Raw genomic sequence first — 17764 nt, forward strand, 5'->3', positions numbered from 1 at the left:
TTCATTTTCCCATCGTTGACAGTGTGAACAAACGGTTAGAGCCAAGACGGTTCTCCACAAACAGCTTGGGCGTCGCTCCGGAGTTGTCGATCGACAGGCTGATCCCCCCGGCCGGTCCTGTCGTGCCTGTCAACGGGCCGGTGAAATAGCTGAGCGTTCCGGCCGGATTTGCAAACATCTCACCAAAGTTGTTGGCCCCGGTCAGGGTCCCTGTGATGGCAACAAGAAAGAACCGCCCTTCCATGTTGATGCTTAACCACAACATAATCCGCGAGGGGTTCGACCATGGAATATCAATTGACCAAAAACTGTCGTTAAGAATGAATACATCCTCAAAAAAGGCCTGTCCGCTTGAAAATTGCACGCCACCTTCGCTTGCGTCGATGCTGATCGCGGTCCTGAAGTTGCTTCCATCGGGCAGTAAATGGAAGATTAACAAAACAGCGTTTTCTGGATAGCTTTCCGGTTCAATCTGCATAAGGTCGGCACGAAAGACAGACGAAGGAACGCCGCGAATGCATTTTGGCCTCAGTGATGAACAAGAGATGATCGTCTCTACCGTGCGCAGTTTTGTGGAAAAGGAGATTTATCCTTACGAGGCCGAAGTCGAACGGACGGGCGAGGTGCCCGAAGGATTGGGTGAACAGATCAAGCAGAAGGTCATCGACCTTGGCTTTTATGCCTGCAACTTCCCGGAAGAAGTCGGCGGTGCAGGTCTTTCGCATCTCGATTTCACATTGGTCGAACGGGAGTTGGGCCGTGGCTCCATGGCACTGACCCACTTCTTCGGACGTCCGCAGAACATCCTGATGGCCTGTAACGATGAACAGCGGGAACGGTACCTGCTGCCCGCCGTGCGGGGGGAACGGATGGACGCGCTTGCGATGACAGAACCGGACGCGGGATCAGACGTGCGCGGCATGAAATGCTCAGCCGTGCGCGATGGCGGTGATTGGGTCGTCAACGGCTCCAAACACTTCATCTCGGGCGCAGAGCATGCGGACTTCTTTATCGTTTTCATCGCAACAGGCGTTGATGAAACACCCAAAGGCCCAAAGAAGCGGATCACAACATTCCTTGTCGACCGAGGCACGCCAGGTTTCGAAGTGCGTGACGGCTATAACTCTGTCAGCCACAAGGGGTACAAGAATTGCATCCTGTACTTCGACAACTGCCGCCTGCCCGACGCGCAGGTCCTGGGCGCGGTCGATGGTGGTTTCGCCGTGATGAACGAATGGCTTTACGCCACAAGACTGACGGTTGCTGCATTCTCTGTCGGCCGTGCCCGCCGCTGTTTTGACTACGCGCTCAACTATGCCGCCGAACGCAAGCAATTCGGCCAGCAGATTGGCAAGTTTCAGGGTGTCAGCTTTCAGATCGCTGACATGATCACCGAGATCGACGCCGCTGACTGGCTCACCCTCGCCGCTGCATGGCGTCTGGACGAAGGGCTGCCATCAAACCGTGAAATCGCCAGCGCCAAAGTCTATGCATCGGAAACACTTGCAAAGGTCACCGATACCACCCTGCAGATCTACGGCGGCATGGGTTTGATGGACGATTTCCCCATTGAACGGTTCTGGCGCGACGCACGCGTTGAACGTATCTGGGACGGCACCTCGGAAATCCAGCGTCACATCATCTCGCGCGATTTGCTGCGCCCGCTGGGGGCCTGATGACCCGCAGTCTTGAGCGGCTTCTGCGACCCCGATCCATTGCAGTCGTCGGCGGCGGGGCATGGTGCCGTCAGGTGGTGATGCAATGTCAGAAAATGGGGTTCGCGGGGGAAATCTGGCCCATCCATCCCAAAGCTGATGTGATCGAAGGGCGCACGGTCTTTCGCAGCGTCGACGCCCTTCCGGACGCGCCAGACGCGACATTCATCGGTGTAAACCGCGAGGCAACAATCGACATCGTTTCTGACCTCGCTGCACGCGGGGCGGGGGGTGCCGTATGTTTTGCCTCAGGATTTCTCGAAGCACAGGCAGAGGACGCGGCAGGCGCTGATTTGCAGACGGCTTTGCTTGATGCTGCGGGTGATATGCCGATCCTTGGCCCAAACTGCTATGGCTTCATCAACTATCTCGACGGCGCGTTGCTGTGGCCTGATCAGCATGGCGGCAGACGCGCCCAGCGCGGGGTCGCCATTATCACGCAAAGCTCCAACATCGCGATCAACCTGACCATGCAATCACGCGCCCTGCCATTGGCCTATGTCGTAACAGCCGGCAATCAGGCGCAATCAGGCATATCCGACATCGGATTGGCTCTGCTGGAAGATGACCGCGTGACTGCCCTTGGTCTGCACATCGAAGGGATCGGCAATTTGCGTGCCATTGAGGCGCTGGCCGCCCGTGCGAGAGAGCTCAATAAACCCATTGTCGCAATCAAGGTCGGTCGCTCTGATCAGGCGCGCGCGGCAACGATTTCGCATACGGCTTCCCTTGCGGGCGAGGATGCAGGTGCCGATGCTCTTCTGCGGCGCCTTGGCATTTTGCGCGTTGCCGACATTCCGATTTTTCTGGAAGCGCTGAAACTCCTGCATGCGGCGGGGCGCCTTGAGGCAAACACCGTCGCGACAATCAGCTGTTCAGGGGGAGAGGCCAGTCTTGCCGCCGATACCGGGCAAAATCTGCCTGTTGTCTTTCCGCCCCTCAACGCCCGCCAAAAAACAGACCTGCGCGCAGCCCTCGGTCCCCGAGTGGCGCTGGCCAATCCGCTGGATTATCACACCTACATCTGGCGCGATGTGTCCGCGATGACACGTGCTTTCGCCGCCATGGCCGACCCCGGAATCGCAATCACCATCCTGATCGTGGATTTCCCCCGCGCTGACCTCTGTGATCCTTCTGACTGGGACTGCGTGATCCAAGCAACCATCGCTGCCGCACGCGAAACGGGCAGGCTGTATGGCATGGCTGCCACGCTGCCTGAGCTTATGCCCGAGGATGTCGCTGGCCACCTGTTGGCAAACGGTGTGGTTCCCTTTTCCGGGCTGACCGAAGCACTTGCCGCCTGTGCTGTTGCTGCACTACCTTTACCGGCCGATCCACAGCCTATCCTACTCCCCAACGCCAGAGACTCCGCCGCGCTGATCTCAGAGGGAGATGCAAAATCTGTCTTGGCGTCCCATGGTCTGCGCGTGCCGCGATCAACACACTGCGCCAACGCTGATAAGGTTGCGGAATACGCTGACAAGATCGGCTATCCACAGGTTCTCAAGGGCGAAGGCATTGCTCATAAAACCGAGTCCGGCGCCGTCCAGCTCAACCTTTCAACGCGCGAAGCAACTGTTAACGCGGCCCGTTCAATGAATACCGAGACCTTTCTGCTCGAAGAGATGATTACAGGCACTGTCACAGAACTGCTGGTTGGCGTCGTCAACGATCCTGCGCACGGTTTTGTTCTGACCCTTGGTGCGGGTGGTACGCTTACTGAACTCATGGACGACACAGCGTCGCTTCTCATTCCAGCCTCAGACGCCGAAATAAAAGACGCGCTGAATGGGCTCAGGATTGCCCCGTTGCTACATGGATATCGGGGTGCAGCGGCGGCCAGCATCACCTCCATTCTCAAAGCCATTCATGTGGTCCAGGATTTTGCGACTGCCAACGCCGATGTCCTGCAAGAAATCGAAATCAATCCCCTGATCTGTACCGAAACAGACGCCATCGCTGCCGACGCCCTGCTGCGTATGGCCCGTTGAAAGGAAGCCCATGTCCGACACCCCCGTCAAAACCCGCCGCGAAGGTGCAATCCTAGAGGTCACGCTTGACCGTCCCAAGGCAAACGCCATCGACCTCAAGACATCACGCTTGATGGGTGAGGTCTTTGCGGACTTCCGCGATGACCCCGACTTGCGCGTCGCGATCATTACCGGCGGTGGCGAGAAATTCTTTTGCCCCGGCTGGGACTTGAAAGGGGCTGCCGACGGCGACGCGGTAGATGGCGATTACGGTGTCGGCGGCTTTGGCGGCATCCAGGAAATGCGCGACATGAACAAACCGATCATCGCTGCCGTCAATGGTATCGCATGCGGCGGTGGGCTTGAGCTTGCCATGTCTGCGGACATGATCATCGCTGCGGACCACGCGACCTTTGCCCTGCCTGAAATCCGTTCTGGCACCGTGGCCGACGCAGCTTCCGTCAAACTGCCCAAGCGCATCCCCTATCACATCGCGATGGAACTGCTTCTGACCGGCCGCTGGTTCGACGTGCACGAGGCCAAAGGCTGGGGCCTGATCAATGAAGTCGTGGCTCCCGACCAACTGATGGAACGCGCATGGGAGCTCGCCCGCCTGCTCGCCTCTGGTCCGCCGCTTGTCTATGCGGCGATCAAGGAAATCGTCCGCGACGCGGAGGATTCAAAGTTTCAGGATGCCATGAACCGCATCACCGGACGGCAGCTGCGCACGGTTGACGTCCTCTATGCCTCCGAAGACCAGATGGAGGGCGCACGAGCTTTTGCGGAGAAGCGTGATCCCGTGTGGAAAGGGAAGTAGATCTGTTTTGCGATCAGAGGGGTAATGCGGGAAGGGAATAGCCATTTCTCGCATTTGCCAAACGACTGCTACTCAGCGCCCTGAAGAAGGGGGCTCTGCGTCTTTCTTGCGAAAAGAATGTGTGGTGCCGCTGAAGGGACTCGAACCCCTGACCCCATCATTACGAATGACGTGCTCTACCAGCTGAGCTACAGCGGCTGTCTGGCAATGCGCTTTATCAACGCTGTCCGATACGCGGAAGGTCTATTTTTCGACTGCTGCATCTTTTGACGTGTCGGTTTCGGCCTCATCGACCAATTCCACATCCTCAATGTCGCTGCGCGTCGCGATCTTAGCGCCGGCATCGGCACCAGACTTGTCTTCGACAGCACCCACGATGAGCGGCAGCATCTGAACACCGCCGGGCATCGCGACCTCTGACATCGGCGGTGTCTTCCACGCCAGCGTGTCAAAGCTCTTGCAATTATTGCAGATCGGTTTCCAGTCAGCGTGGATGTGTTGGCAATTTTCACAAATCCACTGTGGCCCGCGCGGCACCGTCAGCGCGCGCGCAAGCCAACCCTTCACCACCGTATCCGACGCGCCTTCGCCCCGTTCAATCGCGGCCATCAGCGTGACAGCCCGCGCCGTGGGGTCCGTTTCCACCAGATCGCCCAGCGCGCGGCGGGCTGCCGGAAAATCCTCGTCCGCGATGTGGAGTTCCGCCTTGAGCATCTTGGTCTCTGGATGGTCGGGCTGTGATTTTGTCAGCGCGGCAAATCGCTTGATCCGCGCGGCGGGTTTCTCATCCGGCTCAATCGCGGCAAAGGCAGCGGCAAGATCCGGATGCGGATGCACGCTCCAGGCCTTGGTCAGCACCCGTGCTGCATAACGAGGTTTCTTTTTTTCAATATATCCTTGCGCTGCCAAAACGGCTGCGGGGATCAGATCGGGTGACAGCCGGTTTGCTTCAATCGCCGCTTCACGGGCTTCGATATCGCTGCCTTCGTGGAATATGTCCCTAGCTTCCGACAGGGCCAGCACCGCGTCACGACGCTTGTGTACGTCACGGGGCAACTGGCCGTTCTTCAACTTGGCGCTCAGCGTCTTGCGCGCACCTTTCCAGTCTTCCTTCTCGGCCTGCAATTGAAGCAATAGATCGCCCGTCTCTTCGTGCTTTGGCTTCAACGCAAAGGCCTTTTCAGCCAGCTTCAATGCCGTCTCCGTGTCGCCTTCGGACAGTTTCTGCTTCATGATCCCGCGGACCCCGACAAACCGGGTAGATTCATTCTCGACCAGCTTCCGGTAGGTTTCCTCGGCCTTGCGGCGGTCGCCAGCCATCTCTGCCGCCTGTGCGGTCAGCAGGTTGGTCAGCTCTGGCTTGTTCAGGTACTTGTCCGCTTTCTGCGCCTTGGCCAAAGCGATGCGCCCCTCTCCTGACGCCAGTGCCATCAACCCTTCAGACAGGGCGTTGAACCCTTTGCGTTCACGATTGCGGTCGAAATACCGCGACAGCGCCGTCTCGTCCCCATTCAGGAAATGCCATGTTGCCAAAAGCAGTGACATGATCTTGAGCAGGAGCCAGACGCCAATCATCAACACGACGACGGCGATAACTGACTGCAACGGTCCAAAGCTGTATTCGGTGCCCATTACGGTCACCTGAACGCCACCCTGGCTTTCCAAAAGATATCCCGCACCCCAGGCCAGCGCCGCGACTGCGGCGACAAACACGATAATTTTGATCAGTGACCAAAGCATATATTCAACTTCCTCAGTTTGCCGTCAGGCGTTGGGATAGGTCCTGTACCGCGGCTTCGGCCTCAACGCGCGCACGTGCGTCGGACAGCCAGCTTTCCATGGCGGCTTGCGCCTCTGGCGGCAATGTATCGATCTCGGTCAGCGCATCAGTCAGACGGCCTTCGCGCACGGCTGCTTCGGCGCGGGACAGAACGGCATCCGGGTCAGAGCCTTCGCGCGGCTCAACCGATCTGGCGCCCAGCTGACGGCGCAAGAAGCCAACCGCTCCGCTATCGCCGCCATCCACGCCGGCTGCGCGCGCGGCAGCAAGGGCAGCACGGGCAGTATTGGGGAATTCAGCCTGCAGGCTAAGAAGTGTCGCCACACCGCTGTCTGCAGGGGCTGCCAAGGCTTCGGGCACATCTGCCACGCCAGTTTGCGACAAGTCACCCAATGCGGAATCGTATTCGCCACCGGTATTCAATGCCGCTGTAATCTTGGTCAGCGCGCTTTGAACTGCTGCACGGCGCGCAGCCTCTGCCGTGGCCTCTTCAATACTCAGTGCATTTTCGAGCAACCTGTCAATTTCGGCCTTCTGTGCTTCGACAGAAGACTGAAGCGCAGCAAGTTCTTCGCTGTAATCCGCAACTGGTGCAGCGGTCCCGTCGCTGGTGGGAACCGGCCTGTTCTCAAGCTCCGTCAGGCGCGCCTCAAGTGTCGAAACCGTCTCGTCCAGCGCAGCGATCGATGCTTCGATGCCGCTCAGGTCAGGTGCTGCCGCTGGCTCTGCACTCTCGAGCGCCGCGATTTGTGCGCCCTGTTGGCTCAGCGTTGATTTCATCTCTGTCGTGTCAACGCGCGTGTTGAGCACATTCATTTCAGACGCGACAAATCCTAGTGCAGCTGCGATCACACCGCCCAAAACAAGAGGCCAGAAAACACTGCCGGATTTCTCGGCTGTTTTCGGCGGCGCCGGTGTGGCCGGTTTCGTATCACCCGATGTCATTGTGGGCTGTGTGGTCGCTTGTTTCGGCGCGGCTTTGGTCTCAGGCTCCGCTTTCTTCTCAGTGTCGGTTTTATCAATACCCGACTTTTGCGGCTCGGACTTCGCAATCTCCGGTTTAGAGCTTTGAGTTTTGCTCTCGACCGCCTTCGCCGCGCTTACCGATTTTGCAGCCACGCCTTTGCTGTCGGCTGGCGTTGACGCCTTGGCATCAGCCGTTTGAGCGATTTTTGCCGCGTCGTCCCTTGAATTGTTTGTGGAAGGCGGTGTCGTACTCACGGTCTTGTCAGACTTCGCTGCTGCGGCCTTGGACGCAGAGGAAGTCTCGCTTGGCTTTGATGCGCCCTTTGGTTCTTTATCGGCCGCAGCCTTTGGCGCTTGCGACGTGCTCTTGCTGGTTGAAGCCGGTTTTTTCGCTTTCGCCACTCTGCTTACCCTTCTGATTCTGACCAATGATCAGATGAACCCACTAACCATACCCGGCAACGCGCGTGTGCTTCAACCTAAGCTATCGCCGCGCAACAGCATTTCAACACCGCGCCGCATCTCTTTAGCAGTGGGCGCTCGTGCGACGTGCACTTCCTGAACTGCGGTGCTCTGAACTGCTTCAGCGACGGCATCGCTCATCGCAATGATCTGGATATGACGCGTTACGCCGGCTTCTTTCGCGAATTGCGAAGCGGTTCGGGGTGAAAATAGCGGGACAATCACTGGTCGATCACCTCGCAGAATCTCTTGTGCCTCATCTGACAGCGGCAGCAATGCCTGATCATAAAGGACAGTTACGTTGGTTGTGATCCCAATTGCTGAAAGCCGTTCAGCCACCTGACCGCGGCGATGTTTGCCCGCCAAATGCAACAAGGGACCGTTGACCGGATCCTTGGACAAGGATGCAACCAAAGCATCTGCGTCTTGTGCTATTCTCTCGACCCGCCATCCTTTGCCGGTTGCCGCCTCTGCTGTGCGCGTACCAACGCAGAATGCTGGCATGCCCTGTCCGTCCTGCACAAAGCTCACCGCATTGGTCGATGTAAAAATTACACCGGTATAGCCTGTCAAATCGGCCTTGGTGCCAAGAGGCGTGATTTCCAGCAACGGAGAAATGCAAACCAGAACATCTTCCATGACCTGCTGATCAAGGCTTTGCACAAACGCTTCTGCGCTTGCTCTCGGCCGGGTCAGAAGAAGAGACGGTTTATCCATATGGCCTCGCAGCATTGTTTGGCATGGGTGTCGGTGTTACCTGCGGTGCAGCGCCCTTGCAATGGATAGCACTCATGCCCGCGTCTTTGACCATCCTTGGACTGGAAAGCAGCTGCGACGATACCGCAGCGGCTGTTGTCCGTGTGGACGATCTGGGCCGGGCAAATGTGCTGGCTTCTGTCGTGGCGGACCAGACAGATCTGCACGCGGCCTTTGGCGGGGTCGTTCCGGAGATCGCCGCACGTGCGCACGCAGAAAAGCTCGATCTGTGCGTTGAACAGGCTCTAACACAGGCCGAAATTACTCTGGCCGAGGTTGACGCCATCGCAGTGACGGCGGGTCCGGGCTTGATCGGTGGCGTTGTGTCTGGAGTCATGTGCGCCAAGGGATTATCAGCGGCAACCGGCAAACCTCTTTACGGTGTCAACCATCTTGCCGGACACGCGCTCACTCCACGCATGACTGACCAAGTGCCCTACCCCTACCTGATGCTTCTGGTCTCCGGCGGACATTGCCAGTTCCTGATCGTAAGCGGCCCGGATGATTTCAGTCGTCTTGGCGGCACGATTGACGACGCACCGGGAGAAGCTTTTGACAAAGTGGCGCGACTGATCAGCCTGCCCCAACCCGGTGGCCCGTCAATAGAACAAGCCGCGCTCTCAGGTGATCCCGCGCGGTTTCCCTTTCCCAGACCGCTGATGGATCGCGACACATGCGATATGTCCTTTTCCGGTTTGAAAACCGCTGTTCTGCGCGCACGCGACGCCATTGTCGCCGAAAAGGGCGGACTGACACGACAAGATCAGTCGGATATCGCCGCCAGCTTCCAGGCAGCGGTGGTTGAGGTTCTTGCCACAAAAACGAAAAAAGCTTTCAAGAACTACCCGCACGATGCGCCACGAACGTTTTGCGTTGCAGGAGGAGTGGCTGCGAACAAGGCTATTCGAACAGCGTTAGAGACTGTTTCGACCCAGAATGAAGCGGATTTCGTGGCCCCGCCACTATCGCTTTGCACGGATAATGCGGCGATGATCGCCTATGCAGCAGCGGAGCAGTGTCATCTGCGTGGGCCTGATGATCTTACCCTCTCTGCACGTCCCCGATGGCCCCTTGATACCGCGCAACCATCCATGTTGGGCAGTGGCAAGAAAGGAGCCAAGGCATGAGCATTGCAGTATTGGGTGCCGGTGCATTTGGTACAGCGCTCGCCATTTCACTGGCCCAGAACGGTCCGGTCGTACTTTGGGCCCGCGACCCCGGCACAATGGAGACCGAGCGAGAGAATAGAATGAGGCTTCCCGGACGCCCGTTTCCAAAAGCGCTTCGGGTTTCCGGTGAACTGAATGTTGCCTGCGCTGCGGATATCCTTCTGATTGCTGTTCCGATGCAGCAATTGCGGGCTTTTCTGTCAGAACACAGTCAGATCTTGTCCCAAAAAACGCTTGTCGCCTGCTGCAAGGGCATCGAACTCTGCACCGGACTTGGACCGGTTACCGTGATCTCCCAAGCTGTGCCTGACGCGATACCAGCCATATTGACCGGACCGAGTTTTGCCGCAGACATCGCGCGCGGATTGCCCACAGCACTGACCCTCGCCTGTGCAGATGATACGGCAGGACAGGCGCTGCAACAGGCGCTGACGACGTCAAACTTGCGGATATATCGCACGACGGACACCATCGGTGCGGAACTGGGTGGCGCGCTAAAGAACGTGATCGCCATTGCCTGCGGTGCGGCCATCGGGGCTGGACTGGGTGAAAGCGCCCGCGCGGCATTGATGACCCGTGGCTATGCCGAAATGCAGCGGCTTGCGGCCCACTTGAAGGCGGATCCAAGAACACTCTCCGGTCTTTCGGGATTTGGTGATTTGACGCTTACCTGCACATCGACACAGTCGCGGAACTACCGGCTTGGTCTGGCGCTGGGCGAAGGACAAAGCTTTGATCCTTCCGTCACCGTCGAAGGTGCCGCCACCGCGCAGGCCGTTGATGAACTGGCGCAGAAAGAAGGGCTCGATATGCCGATCACAGCAGCGGTTGCGGGATTGCTTGCCAACCGGCTAGATGTGGCAACCGCGATGCAATCCTTGCTGACCCGCCCCTTGAAGGAAGAATGATATGTTTGTTGCTCTGATCGCCCATGACAAACCCGGCGCATTGAACGTGCGTCAGGAAAATCGCCCCGCCCATCTTGAGTATCTCAAATCAACCGATCTGGTTGCACAGGCCGGTCCATTGCTGGACGCGAGCGGCGGCATGATCGGCTCACTGATCATCCTTGAGGTTGAGGACATGGCGCAGGCTGAAGCCTGGGCAGACGCAGATCCTTACGCCAAGGCAGGTCTATTTCAGTCCGTGACCCTGACCCATTGGAATCGGGTAATTGGCTGATGGCATACTGGCTTTTCAAATCCGAACCTAACACCTGGGGTTGGGAGGATCAGGTCGCCAAAGGCGACACGGGCGAGGAATGGGACGGCGTGCGCAACTATCAGGCGCGCAATTTCATGCGAGAGATGAAGGTCGGCGATCTGGGTTTCTTCTATCACTCCATGAAAGAGAAATCGGTCGTCGGAATCGTCGAAGTCATCGCAGAGGCACATCCTGACAGCACGACAGATGACGACCGCTGGGGATGTGTGGATATCAAAGCGGTACGGCCATTCAAAAAACCTGTCTCCCTTGATCAGATCAAAGCTGACGGCCGTCTTGACGACATGGTGCTTGTCAAGAATTCGCGCCTTTCGGTGCAGCCCGTGACCGATAGTGAGTGGCAGATCATCTGCGACCTCGGACAAACCAAACCTTAGCGAGCGACACGTACCATCATCATGCTCAGCCGAGAATAAGGATGATGCCGGCATGGGTGTGACCCCTTGGTTGCAGCAGCTATGTGCCTTGTCTTTGATGTCTTCTGGTCCACCAAAATATCCAGATGAAAGGTTTGATATTCGGCCCTCGCGGCGGTCTTTTCTTCGACAGCCAATTGATCATGATCAACAGGGGCAAGGGGCAGCGCCCTTTCCAGCTGGCGCTGATTGATAGAGGCGATGCGCCCATTGGATGCGCGATCACCGCGCTCATCCTCACGCTGTTCTAGACGTACGCCAAATTGAAAAAGAGGGTCCTGGCAACAGTGCCAGAACCCTCTCTCACCCCGTGTGCTCCCAAGCTACCACACACGTATTGAAATCTGTTCTGGCCATACTGGCCGGTCCGAAACACATATCAAGTACGGATGGATTTACCAAGCATCTGATGTCTATAAATCATCTAAAATGAGAAACGCCCGCGACAGTGTCACAGGCGTCTCACTAAGTTCAATCTGCAGGCTTAGCCGTAGACAGATTCTTTGCCAAAGTGCTTGGTCAGCATGTAGTAGACGACCGCACGGTATTTGTTGCGCTCTGATTTCCCATAGGTCTCGATCACAGAATTGATCGCTTCCATCAGGTTCGGACCATCTGGCAGGCCCAGTTTCTTCATCAGGAAGTTTTTCTTTACCAGTTCCAGTTCGCTTTCCTGACCCGCCGCAACCGTCTGCGCATCCGCGTTGTAAATTGAAGGGCCACAGCCGATTGTGACCTTTGTCAAAAGATCCATGTCGGGCGTCATGCCACATTTGTTTTTCAAATCGTCTGCGTACTTCGCAATCCACTCGTCTCGTTTGCCCATGCAATAGTCTCCCACCTTGAAATTTAGCAGTCAGCAGGTGCCAACCTTCTGGGAAGACTACTGACAAATACGGCCTCTACAAAGGGAAAAGTGGGCTAATCCTCCCCCTCGCAAGTTCAATGGTTCATTTGTCGGATTCTGAACAGACGTGGGGGCATAGCAGATGAGACTGGAAATTGATTGAAGAGACGTCAAACTGCACCGAGACGGATTACAATGGACCGCAAGGCCAACCTGAGAACAAATTGATCGCACCGGTATCAAACAGACGCAGACAGCAGTATGTAAAGACATACGACAACGGGAGAACGGTAATGGCGAAGACTGTCAGCTTTACCCAAATGAAGGATGGCACCAAGGCAGACTACGAGCTGCTAGAAAGGCTTGAGAAACCTTATGTCGCGCTGACAGCCGACCGCGTCCTGGATGAACTCCGCAGACAGGGCGATGCGACGCTGGAAGGGTATCGCATCACGCGTCTGGACCACGGCCTGCAATCGGCAACACGGGCAGAGCGGGACGGCGCTGATATTGACTGGATCGTTGGTACATTGCTGCATGACATTGGCGATGGACTGGCGCCCCAGAACCACGACCGGTTTTCAGCCGAGGTCATACGGCCTTTCGTCCGTTGGGACGTGTCTTGGGTGGTCGAACATCACGGTATTTTCCAGATGATCTATTACGCTCACCACTACGGATGGGACGAAAATGCGCGTGATGCGTTCAAGGACCACCCGTGTTTCGAAAGCTGCGCAGAATTCTGTGAGCGTTGGGATCAAGCCTCTTTCGATCCTGACTACGACGCCAAACCACTCATCCATTTTGAGCCGATGGTGCGTGAAGTGTTTGCCCGCAAAGCCTATGATCCGGATGTGATCCGAGAGGGATACGTGTCACCGCTTGTCGCCTGACTGCGGTCTGCGCCGTTAGTCTAGGGTAACGCCATCCCGTGCACCGTGATTGGTGCGGCGATCCAGTTCTTTATCGGCCCTGTTGTATTTTCGAATGATCGCTGCACCACCTTTGCAATTTGCACGGCTGATCTCATGCGCTGCATTGATTCCGTTTTGCCCATGCAAACGTTCATGCGCTGCCAGGTTTGCAACCATCCGATCAAAAGCACGCCTCGTGCGATCTGGCAGCGCATCAGGATTGCTGTGTTGCGGTAGGGTGTAAACGATACGTGCCGATACCCGACACCCTGGGGTCCACCGTATGTCCCACCGTGTGTAGCCCCAAAACCCTTTGGGGCCTTTGTTGCGCATTTCACTTCGCAACCCCCGCGCAGTTGTTTCACTGACGCTATAGGTTTTGGTTGTCTCTGTGATTTGCGGGGCAGCCAGTGCCGGGGTCCATACAAACCCCGCCACCAGCCCGATGATCATGGCGCGCCAAAGGGATTTTACGACGCGCATCCCTTTAGTAACGATAATGCTCTGGCTTGAACGGCCCATCAGGGTTCACGCCAATGTAAGACGCCTGTTCAGGATCCATTTTTGTCAGCTTTACGCCGATGCGGTCCAGATGCAGACGCGCAACCTTCTCGTCCAGGTGTTTGGGCAGAATGTAGACGTCGTTCTTGTACTCATCACCCTTGGTCCAAAGCTCAATCTGCGCCAGTACCTGATTGGTAAAGGACGCGGACATTACGAAGGACGGGTGGCCAGTGGCGTTGCCAAGGTTCAGCAAGCGTCCCTCAGACAACAGGATCAGACGATTGCCGTTCGGCATCTCGATCATATCCACCTGTTCCTTGATGTTGGTCCATTTGTGGTTTTTCAGCGCGGCAACCTGAATTTCATTATCAAAGTGACCGATGTTACCAACGATCGCCATGTCCTTCATCTCGCGCATATGCTCGATCCGGATGACGTCCTTGTTGCCGGTCGTGGTGATGAAAATATCTGCCGTGCCAACGACGTCTTCCAACAGCACAACCTCAAAGCCATCCATCGCAGCCTGGAGCGCACAAATTGGGTCAACTTCGGTCACTTTCACCCGTGCACCCGCACCGGCAAGGGACGCGGCTGAACCTTTGCCCACGTCACCGTAGCCCATCACGACAGCAACCTTGCCAGCCATCATCGTGTCTGTGGCGCGGCGGATACCGTCAACCAGCGACTCTTTGCATCCATACTTGTTATCGAACTTCGACTTGGTGACAGAGTCGTTCACGTTGATCGCAGGGAAAGGCAACTGACCCTGTTTCTTCAACTCATACAAACGGTGGACACCCGTTGTGGTTTCTTCGGAAACGCCCTTGATCTGGTCACGCATCTTGGTGAACCAACCGGGGGAAGCTTCCATCCGCTTTTTGATCTGTGCCTTGATCACCGTCTCTTCTTCGGAGGTTGGAACAGAGATGATATCTTCACCAGCCTCGGCGCGGGCGCCCAGCAGGATGTAAAGCGTCGCGTCACCGCCATCGTCCAGAATCAGGTTCGGACCCTCATCAAACATGAAAGATTTGTCGAGGTAATCCCAATGCTCTTCCAGCGACTGGCCCTTGATTGCAAAGACAGGAACGCCTGCTTCGGCGATCACTGCTGCAGCGTGGTCCTGGGTCGAAAAGATGTTGCAAGATGCCCAGCGCACATCTGCGCCCAGCGCCACGAGCGTTTCAATCAAAACAGCTGTCTGAATGGTCATGTGCAGGGAACCAACGATCCTTGCACCTTTAAGCGGTTTGCTTTCGCCATACTCATCGCGCAATGCCATCAGTCCGGGCATTTCGGTTTCAGCAATATCAAGTTCCTTGCGGCCGTAGGCGGCAAGGTTAATGTCTTTGACGATGTAATCGTTTGCCATGAGGCACCTCATCCATGATGTTTGAACGCCAGCTAGCACTTTTGCCAGACTGTCTCAACAGCGATGGGGTCGCATGCCTTCTGGTTGATTAATTTGTCAGCTGTGCAAGCATTTCTGTCGCGTCAGGATTGACCAACCAATCATCACCTTGTGCGATTACGCAAGCATTTCCATCCGCCAGCATCTTGATCATCGTCCAGGTGCCCGTCTCTTGGGAAACCCAGATCTGTTCATTGTTTTCGGACGGCGCCGCAACGGGACGTTCACCATACCAATCTATCAGTGCCGCTTTCATCTCATCAGCGACCATGCAGACTTGCTCGGCATTCGCCGCAGGGGCAAAACTGGCCGTTCCAAGTAGTAGGGCAAATGAGGCAATTAGCGGTTTCATAGTTCTCTCCTTCGTGGGAAAAACAAAGAGTTAGCCAAATGGTTCCAAAGTACTCCAAGACGTGAAGGTGCACTCGCGTGGCACAGCAACCCAGAGCATGGCAGCGGATGCTGTCGGGGCGCAGGCTTGATCTGCTGGACCCGACCCCGGTGGACATTGAGATTGAAGACATCGCCCACGGCCTCGCCTTCGTGGCGCGATGGAATGGTCAGACCCACGGCGACTATGCCTACTCCGTGGCCGAACACTCACTGCTGGTTGAAACGCTTTTCAGCAGAATGAATCCCAAGGCACCGCCGAAATGGTGTTTGGCGGCCCTGCTGCACGACGCGCCGGAATACGTGATCGGGGATATGATTTCTCCGGTCAAAGCTGCCGTTGGGCCGGGGTATGGCGCACTGGACGACAGGCTTACGGCAGCCATCCACTTGCGGTTCGGATTGCCCGCCACAATTCCAGCCACGATAAAAAAGCAGATCAAGAAGGCAGACAAGATCAGTGCCTGGATGGAAGCCACACAGATTGCCGGATTCTCCGAGGCGGAATCTTCCAAATTCTTTGGGAAACCGGACGCGGCATTGATCGCTGACCTGAAGATCGTGCTAAGGCCACCTGTTGAGACCCGCAATGCGTTCACCGCCCGCCATGTTGCGCTTCTGGGTCAGATGACATGATCAAGGTCCGCAGACCAATCCCACTCGACCTGCCGGACATGGCGCGATTGCTTAACGCCATTATCCACGAAGGCGGCACTACTGCGCTGGCGCGGCCGGTGACAGGCGACGATCTGGGTGAATGGATGGAATTTGAACCAAGCCGGAACGCTTGGCACGTCGCGGTAGACGGCGCAGAACGTGTAGTGGGGTTCCAGTGGATTGAGCCGGAAAAGACGCTGCCTCCAGAAGCTGCCAATATCGCTACGTTCGTCGAGATCGGGCAAACCGGTCTTGGCATCGGATCGGCCCTGTTCGACGCGACAAAGAAGGCGGCGAAAGAACTTGGCTACATCTGGATTAATGCAAACATTCGCGCCGACAACGAAGGCGGCCTGATCTATTACCAAAGCCGTGGCTTTCAGGATTACGGTGCGATCGAAGGCTATGAAATGGCCAACAGTCAGATCGTGGACAAGCGGCTTAAACGCTTTGATCTATGATCAGCCTAGCGTGGTGACCGTTTCGCCAGAATACGCTGCAATGTCCGGCGGTGCATGCTCAGCCGTCGCGCGGTTTCAGATACGTTTCGATCACAGAGCTCATAAACCCGCTGGATATGTTCCCACCTTACGCGGTCCGCGCTCATCGGATTGTCAGGCGGTGGTGGCAAATCGTCGCCATTTGCCAACAAGGCATTCGTGATGTCGTTGGCGTCGGCAGGTTTTGACAGGTAATCCGTCGCCCCGATTTTGACCGCAGCGACCGCCGTTGCAATCGCGCCATATCCGGTCAGCACCACGACCCGTGCATCTTCGCGTTTTTCACGCAGTACTTCGACCACGTCCAGACCATTGCCATCTTCAAGACGCAAATCAATAACGGCATAGGCTGGAGGCCGCGCTGTCGCGATGGCACGGCCACCGGCAACGCTGTCAGCTGTCTCAACTTCGAATCCACGCTTTTCCATCGCCTTAGCCAGACGCCGCAAGAATGGTTCGTCATCATCGACCAGCAACAACGATTTGTCCGGCCCGATACTGGTAGTTTCCTGTGTCACGTCAAAGCGCCCGTATTCGATTTGAATTCTAGGCTTAATATGGGTCTAAGACGGGGCGGGTCAAACCCCGGGGCCAAGGTTCACCTCAAAGCTGGTCGACAAAGCACCCAATTTTGTCAGCCATCTCGTCCGGGGTGACCTCACGGCGGAAGTATTCGACAAATCCAATCTCGGGCATCACCAGATAGCTGAAAGTCGAATGATCGACCAAATACTCATCATCGACCGCCGGATGCGCCTTGTAATAAGTGCGGTACGCCTGACTTGCCGCCTTGACCTGTTCGGGTGAGCCGGTCAGCCCGATCATCCGAGGATGCATGACTTCAGCGAATTCACCAACCACTTCAGGTGTGTCGCGTGCCGGGTCGATTGAGATGAAGATTGGCGTCACCATCGTGCCGCGTTCTTCAAGGATCTCGATGGCAGACGCATTGCGGTCAACGTCCAGTGGGCAGACGTCAGGGCAGAAGGTATACCCGAAATAAATCAGGGATGGCGCGGTGATCACATCTTTGTCAGTGACTGTTTCGTTTGCGGCGTTCACCAGTTCAAACGGTCCGCCCAGATCCCCGGCAACTGTTGAAGACCGGCATTGCGCGAATTGGTCGTCATCACCGCTACCCTGCATGACGAACCAGACCGATCCCAACAGAAACGTGGCCGCCACCACAACGGCACCTATGGCTATGTTACGGTTCATGGGGGGCCTCCTGCGCCAAAGGGCGCTCTTGATCGTGTAATATCGCAG

The 17764-nt window shown here is 56.6% G+C and carries 21 protein-coding genes and 1 tRNA gene; 11 read left to right on the forward strand and 11 right to left on the reverse strand.

The features are described 5' to 3' along the window. Position 1: 1 nt before the first annotated feature. On the reverse strand, positions 2 to 478 hold the full coding sequence (locus GV827_RS03665) for a hypothetical protein (RefSeq protein WP_164352352.1): 477 nt from the start codon (positions 476 to 478) through the stop codon (positions 2 to 4). Between the two features lie 37 nt (positions 479 to 515). Between GV827_RS03665 and GV827_RS03670 the strand changes: the two genes are divergently transcribed. Genes GV827_RS03670 through GV827_RS03680 form a run of 3 tightly spaced genes read left to right on the forward strand, consistent with a single transcriptional unit; the run spans position 516 to position 4502 of the window. Continuing rightward, positions 516 to 1676, forward strand: coding sequence for an acyl-CoA dehydrogenase family protein (locus tag GV827_RS03670; protein ID WP_164352353.1), 1161 nt, complete (start codon positions 516 to 518; stop codon positions 1674 to 1676). After that, on the forward strand, positions 1676 to 3706 hold the full coding sequence (locus tag GV827_RS03675; protein ID WP_164352354.1) for an acetate--CoA ligase family protein: 2031 nt from the start codon (positions 1676 to 1678) through the stop codon (positions 3704 to 3706). The genes GV827_RS03670 and GV827_RS03675 overlap by 1 nt, the downstream gene beginning before the upstream one ends. 10 nt (positions 3707 to 3716) lie before the next feature. Next, positions 3717 to 4502 (forward strand): carnitinyl-CoA dehydratase, encoded by a 786-nt coding sequence (locus GV827_RS03680; protein ID WP_164352355.1) that lies wholly within the window; start codon positions 3717 to 3719, stop codon positions 4500 to 4502. A gap of 122 nt (positions 4503 to 4624) precedes the next feature. Here the strand turns inward: GV827_RS03680 and GV827_RS03685 are convergent. From GV827_RS03685 to GV827_RS03700, 4 genes are all read right to left on the reverse strand, one after another. After that, positions 4625 to 4700: transfer RNA gene (locus tag GV827_RS03685), tRNA-Thr, on the reverse strand. A 45-nt stretch (positions 4701 to 4745) separates the two neighbouring features. Further along, a complete protein-coding gene (locus tag GV827_RS03690; RefSeq protein ID WP_164352356.1) occupies positions 4746 to 6242 on the reverse strand; it encodes a heme biosynthesis protein HemY in 1497 nt (498 codons plus the stop codon). A gap of 13 nt (positions 6243 to 6255) precedes the next feature. Next, complete coding sequence (locus GV827_RS23550) at positions 6256 to 7650, reverse strand: COG4223 family protein (RefSeq protein ID WP_235930224.1); 1395 nt, start codon at positions 7648 to 7650, stop codon at positions 6256 to 6258. Between the two features lie 72 nt (positions 7651 to 7722). Next, complete coding sequence (locus tag GV827_RS03700) at positions 7723 to 8427, reverse strand: uroporphyrinogen-III synthase (protein ID WP_164352357.1); 705 nt, start codon at positions 8425 to 8427, stop codon at positions 7723 to 7725. Between the two features lie 74 nt (positions 8428 to 8501). Here GV827_RS03700 and tsaD point away from each other — a divergent pair, with 74 nt between their 5' ends. The 5 genes from tsaD (at position 8502) to GV827_RS03725 (ending at position 11526) form a co-directional block, all read left to right on the forward strand. Next, positions 8502 to 9593: a tRNA (adenosine(37)-N6)-threonylcarbamoyltransferase complex transferase subunit TsaD gene (tsaD, locus tag GV827_RS03705; RefSeq protein WP_164352358.1), complete on the forward strand. Its 1092-nt coding sequence runs from the start codon at positions 8502 to 8504 to the stop codon at positions 9591 to 9593. Further along, entirely contained in the window at positions 9590 to 10543 is a 954-nt protein-coding gene (locus tag GV827_RS03710) for an NAD(P)H-dependent glycerol-3-phosphate dehydrogenase (RefSeq protein ID WP_164352359.1), read from the forward strand. The genes tsaD and GV827_RS03710 overlap by 4 nt, the downstream gene beginning before the upstream one ends. A gap of 1 nt (position 10544) precedes the next feature. After that, positions 10545 to 10817: a YciI family protein gene (locus GV827_RS03715; protein ID WP_164352360.1), complete on the forward strand. Its 273-nt coding sequence runs from the start codon at positions 10545 to 10547 to the stop codon at positions 10815 to 10817. Beyond that, positions 10817 to 11236: an EVE domain-containing protein gene (locus GV827_RS03720; protein WP_164352361.1), complete on the forward strand. Its 420-nt coding sequence runs from the start codon at positions 10817 to 10819 to the stop codon at positions 11234 to 11236. The genes GV827_RS03715 and GV827_RS03720 overlap by 1 nt, the downstream gene beginning before the upstream one ends. Before the next feature lie 125 nt (positions 11237 to 11361). After that, on the forward strand, positions 11362 to 11526 hold the full coding sequence (locus GV827_RS03725) for a hypothetical protein (RefSeq protein ID WP_164352362.1): 165 nt from the start codon (positions 11362 to 11364) through the stop codon (positions 11524 to 11526). A 233-nt stretch (positions 11527 to 11759) separates the two neighbouring features. Here the strand turns inward: GV827_RS03725 and GV827_RS03730 are convergent, their stop codons facing one another. Continuing rightward, positions 11760 to 12101, reverse strand: a complete 342-nt coding sequence (locus GV827_RS03730; RefSeq protein ID WP_164352363.1) for a DUF2853 family protein — start codon at positions 12099 to 12101, stop codon at positions 11760 to 11762. Between the two features lie 314 nt (positions 12102 to 12415). Here GV827_RS03730 and GV827_RS03735 point away from each other — a divergent pair, with 314 nt between their 5' ends. Continuing rightward, on the forward strand, positions 12416 to 13015 hold the full coding sequence (locus GV827_RS03735; protein ID WP_235930226.1) for an HD domain-containing protein: 600 nt from the start codon (positions 12416 to 12418) through the stop codon (positions 13013 to 13015). Positions 13016 to 13030: 15 nt separating this feature from the next. Here the strand turns inward: GV827_RS03735 and GV827_RS03740 are convergent, their stop codons facing one another. The 3 genes from GV827_RS03740 to GV827_RS03750 form a co-directional block, all read right to left on the reverse strand. Then, positions 13031 to 13558, reverse strand: coding sequence for a DUF922 domain-containing protein (locus tag GV827_RS03740; protein WP_204325702.1), 528 nt, complete (start codon positions 13556 to 13558; stop codon positions 13031 to 13033). Continuing rightward, a complete protein-coding gene (gene ahcY, locus GV827_RS03745) occupies positions 13524 to 14912 on the reverse strand; it encodes an adenosylhomocysteinase (RefSeq protein ID WP_164352365.1) in 1389 nt (462 codons plus the stop codon). The genes GV827_RS03740 and ahcY overlap by 35 nt, the downstream gene beginning before the upstream one ends. Before the next feature lie 88 nt (positions 14913 to 15000). Next, positions 15001 to 15303 (reverse strand): S-adenosyl-L-homocysteine hydrolase, encoded by a 303-nt coding sequence (locus GV827_RS03750; protein ID WP_164352366.1) that lies wholly within the window; start codon positions 15301 to 15303, stop codon positions 15001 to 15003. A 77-nt stretch (positions 15304 to 15380) separates the two neighbouring features. On the opposite strand from GV827_RS03750, the gene GV827_RS03755 reads away from it, so the two are divergent. Next, a complete protein-coding gene (locus GV827_RS03755) occupies positions 15381 to 15977 on the forward strand; it encodes an HD domain-containing protein (protein WP_164352367.1) in 597 nt (198 codons plus the stop codon). Beyond that, entirely contained in the window at positions 15974 to 16459 is a 486-nt protein-coding gene (locus GV827_RS03760; protein ID WP_164352368.1) for a GNAT family N-acetyltransferase, read from the forward strand. The genes GV827_RS03755 and GV827_RS03760 overlap by 4 nt, the downstream gene beginning before the upstream one ends. 5 nt (positions 16460 to 16464) lie before the next feature. On the opposite strand, the gene GV827_RS03765 is transcribed toward GV827_RS03760, so the two are convergent. Then, positions 16465 to 17016, reverse strand: a complete 552-nt coding sequence (locus GV827_RS03765) for an ActR/PrrA/RegA family redox response regulator transcription factor (protein WP_164352369.1) — start codon at positions 17014 to 17016, stop codon at positions 16465 to 16467. An 85-nt stretch (positions 17017 to 17101) separates the two neighbouring features. Continuing rightward, on the reverse strand, positions 17102 to 17716 hold the full coding sequence (locus GV827_RS03770) for an SCO family protein (protein ID WP_164352370.1): 615 nt from the start codon (positions 17714 to 17716) through the stop codon (positions 17102 to 17104). Between the last annotated feature and the right edge of the window lie 48 nt (positions 17717 to 17764).

The organism is Sulfitobacter sediminilitoris, from assembly GCF_010667575.1.
Taxonomy (GTDB): Bacteria; Pseudomonadota; Alphaproteobacteria; order Rhodobacterales; family Rhodobacteraceae; genus Sulfitobacter; species Sulfitobacter sediminilitoris.